General features: G+C 67.0%; 4 protein-coding genes. 3 read left to right on the plus strand and 1 reads right to left on the minus strand.

Going from position 1 to position 2,792, the window contains the following annotated elements:
- Positions 1-63: 63 nt before the first annotated feature.
- A complete protein-coding gene (locus AB1609_20220; protein MEW6048769.1) occupies positions 64-357 on the minus strand; it encodes a late competence development ComFB family protein in 294 nt (97 codons plus the stop codon).
- A gap of 119 nt (positions 358-476) precedes the next feature.
- Here AB1609_20220 and AB1609_20225 point away from each other — a divergent pair, with 119 nt between their 5' ends.
- The 3 genes from AB1609_20225 (at position 477) to AB1609_20235 (ending at position 2,726) form a co-directional block, all read left to right on the plus strand.
- Positions 477-953, plus strand: a complete 477-nt coding sequence (locus AB1609_20225) for a flavin reductase family protein (protein MEW6048770.1) — start codon at positions 477-479, stop codon at positions 951-953.
- 116 nt (positions 954-1,069) lie between these two features.
- Positions 1,070-2,218: a citrate synthase gene (locus AB1609_20230; GenBank protein MEW6048771.1), complete on the plus strand. Its 1,149-nt coding sequence runs from the start codon at positions 1,070-1,072 to the stop codon at positions 2,216-2,218.
- Between the two features lie 181 nt (positions 2,219-2,399).
- Entirely contained in the window at positions 2,400-2,726 is a 327-nt protein-coding gene (locus AB1609_20235) for an FUN14 domain-containing protein (protein MEW6048772.1), read from the plus strand.
- Positions 2,727-2,792: the final 66 nt, after the last annotated feature.

Below are 2,792 nucleotides of genomic sequence, written 5' to 3' on the forward strand. Positions count from 1 at the left end.
CGCTCGCAGCCGGCGACCCCCGCTCTCCCGAGGGGATGGAAGGCCGGGGCGGCGGCTTGCCTTTCAGCCCGCGCGGCCGTGGTGGGGGCGGGTCTTGACCACGGAAATGGCCTGGTGCAGCGCCTTGAAGACCTCCAGGCGGGTCTGGAGGCGCTGGAGTTCCACGTCGATCACGACGGTGCCCTCCGAACTCCCGGCGTAGCGGGCGGGGAGGTTGCGCAGCGCCAGGGCCACGATATCTCGGCGGCACCGGCTGCACCGGCACGCGTCCGGGTGGTAGGCAAGCGCCTCGTCTAGCGCGGCCAGGACGGCCTGTTCCATGCGGTTGGAAAGAGAGTCCTCGGGGGCCGCAGGCACGTGTCGCCGCCTCCTCTCCGAGGGATCCCGCTTTTCCGAGGGCCTCGGGGTTGGCTACTTTGGCGTGACCACGCTCCCTTCCTGCGGAGTTCCTGTATCATGTGACGGGGGGCGACGCCTTGCTGGACCCGCTGCTGTTTCGCCGGATTCTTGGCCGCTTTGCCACCGGGGTAACCGTTGTGACCACCGGGACACCGGAGGCGCCTGTTGGGATGACGGCCAACGCCTTCACGTCGGTCTCCCTCGACCCGCCCCTTGTCCTGGTGTGCGTGGGTAGGTCCCGGGAAATCCACGAGCCCATGCGCCGTGCGGGCCGGTTCGGTGTGAGCATCCTGGGCGAAAGCCAGCTTGAACTCTCCCACTACTTCGCCCGGCGCCGCGAGAGCCTGCCCGACGGCATGCTGCGCTTCCGAGCCGGCGCGACCGGGGTCCCCCTGGTCGAGGGAGCCCTGGCTCACCTGGAATGCCGGGTCGTCGCGATCCATCCGGGGGGCGACCACTCCATCTTCGTCGCGCGGGTGGAGCAGGCCAGCGCCGGCGCCGACGGCCCTCCCCTGATCTTTTTCGGCGGCCAGTACCGCCGGCTGCATCCCTGAAGCAGGTACTCGTGCTCTCAAGCACGAATTTAGCAGTGCGAGTGGTTCGCGAGTGTATTCGTATCCCTGTTACCGCTTGCCGGTAACCGATTTTAAAACGGGGGGCGTGCTTTCCGATGAGCGAGGCAACCCAGATCGCTCGAGGCCTGGAAGGCGTCGTGGTGGCCCGGTCTGCCATCAGCTACGTGGACGGTAAGCTGGGCCGGCTCATCTACCAGGGCTACGACATCAGGGAACTGGCGGAGCACTCCAGCTTCGAGGAAGTGGCGTTCCTGCTATGGCACGGGCGGCTGCCCGACTCCCGGGAACTGGCTGCCCTGAAGGAGGAGCTGACGAGTTCCCGCACGGTGCCGCAGGCTGTCATCGAACTCATCAAGCTGGTGCCGCCGCGCTCGCCCATGGCCGTTCTGCAGACGGCCGTGGCCGCGCTGGGGCTGTTCGACCCGGAGGCCGACGACAATTCCCGGGAGGCCAATTTGCGTAAGTCCGTGCGGCTGACCGCGCGTGTGGCGACGCTCGTGGCGGCGTTCCACCGGCTGCGCCGGGGCCTTGCGGTGGTGGAGCCAGACCCGCAGCTCGGCCACTCGGCCAACTTCCTGTACATGCTGTTCGGGGAGCGCCCGGACGAGACCAGCGCCCGGGTCATGGACGTGGCTCTGATCCTGCACGCAGACCACGAGTTCAACGCCTCCTGCTTTGCGGGGCGGGTCACCGCGTCCACGCTTTCGGACATGTACTCGTCGGTGGCGTCGGCGGTTGGGACGCTGAAGGGACCGCTTCATGGCGGAGCAAACGAACAGGTCATGCGGCTGCTCATGGAGATCGGGGATCCGGGTCGGGCCGCCGAGGTCGTGCATGCGAAGTTGACAGCCAAGGAGCGTATCCCCGGGTTCGGACACCGGGTGTACAAGACGTGGGATCCGCGAGCCTTGATTCTCAAGCGGTACTCGGAGGAGCTGGGCCGGCAGCGAGGCGACATGCGCTGGTACCAGATCTCGGTTGCGGTGGAAGAGGCCGTGCGCGCCGAGAAGGACCTGTACCCCAACGTGGACTTCTACTCGGCGTCGGTTTACCACATTCTGGGCATTCCCATCGACCTGTTCACGCCGGTCTTCGCGGTGAGCCGCATCTCCGGTTGGACGGCCCACCTCCTGGAGCAGTATGCGGACAACCGGCTCATCCGGCCACGTGCCGAGTACTCGGGGCCGTTCGACCTGCGCTACGTGCCGGTGGAGGACAGGCCGCCACACGAGGCGACGGCCTAGTACTACCTGATAGGAGGCGCGGGCGGTAAGCCGCCTGGGGCCATTTCGACGGGTGGCGCAAGGCAGGCCGGGCTTATCCGCGAGACGACAGCAGGCCGGGGCGGGGGGATCTGCAATGGAGGTTTCTCCGCCCTCTTTGTCAAAGATGGGCACTCACCTGAAGCCCGGCGGGGGTGGTGAAGTGGAGGGCGGCTTCAACTGGTCGCTGCTCGGCCAGCAGGCGGGGCTGGGCTTCATCCTGGGTGCCGCCGTTGGCTACAGCATGAAAAAGGCGCTGAAGTTCGCGCTGATCCTCCTGGGCGTCGTCACCGCCCTGCTGGTGGGCCTTGCCCGCATCGGCTTCATCACGGTGCACTGGGAGGCCATCGAAGCCGCCTACACCGGTGCCATGAGCGAGGCCGGCGGCGCCAAGGGCGCACTGGACAAGGTCATCGCCTGGTTTTCCAGCAGCATCGCGGCAGCCGGCAGCTTTACCCTGGGCTTCTGGATCGGCTTCCGCAAAGGTTAGAGCAGCCTACCGGGTGCCCTTCGCCAGGGCTTTTGGGAGCGGCAGTTTCCAGGAATTCCAGCGGCC

The sequence above is a fragment of the Bacillota bacterium genome (assembly GCA_040754675.1).
Lineage (GTDB): Bacteria > Bacillota > Limnochordia > Limnochordales > Geochordaceae > Geochorda.